Annotated in this window: 1 protein-coding gene; it reads right to left on the bottom strand. The window is 52.5% G+C overall.

Annotated elements, in window-relative coordinates:
* Positions 1-320, bottom strand: a 320-nt coding sequence (locus KE626_RS34535; RefSeq protein WP_211977731.1) for a hypothetical protein, incomplete at both ends; no start/stop codon positions are given.

Raw genomic sequence — 320 nt, 5'->3', positions numbered from 1 at the left:
AGCTGCTGATAGGATCAGGTCCGTTAACACCTGTGCTGTTGACCACCCTGAAAGTATCGGAATAAGCGCCTATACAATTGGTCGGCGATTTTACGCGCACCACATAGGCGCCCGGGGTGGAAGTAGTCAACGTATTAGTGTTGCTGAGTACACTGGCGTTGCCGACACGTAGCCATTCGTATTTTTCCATGCCAGTGGGCACCTGTAAAGTAATACTGGTGGCGCCATTAGGAGCCGGCAATACATTGCTTGCAAGCGCCGGCGAGGTGGTGATAACCGGAGCCGGTGTGGGTGGCTTATAAGTGACCACTAATGGTACA

This window comes from Chitinophaga hostae (assembly GCF_018224885.1).
In the GTDB taxonomy this organism is placed as follows: Bacteria; Bacteroidota; Bacteroidia; order Chitinophagales; family Chitinophagaceae; genus Chitinophaga; species Chitinophaga hostae.
The sequence above is the reverse complement of the archived record's forward strand: the minus strand, read 5'-3'. Positions and strand labels throughout refer to the sequence as shown.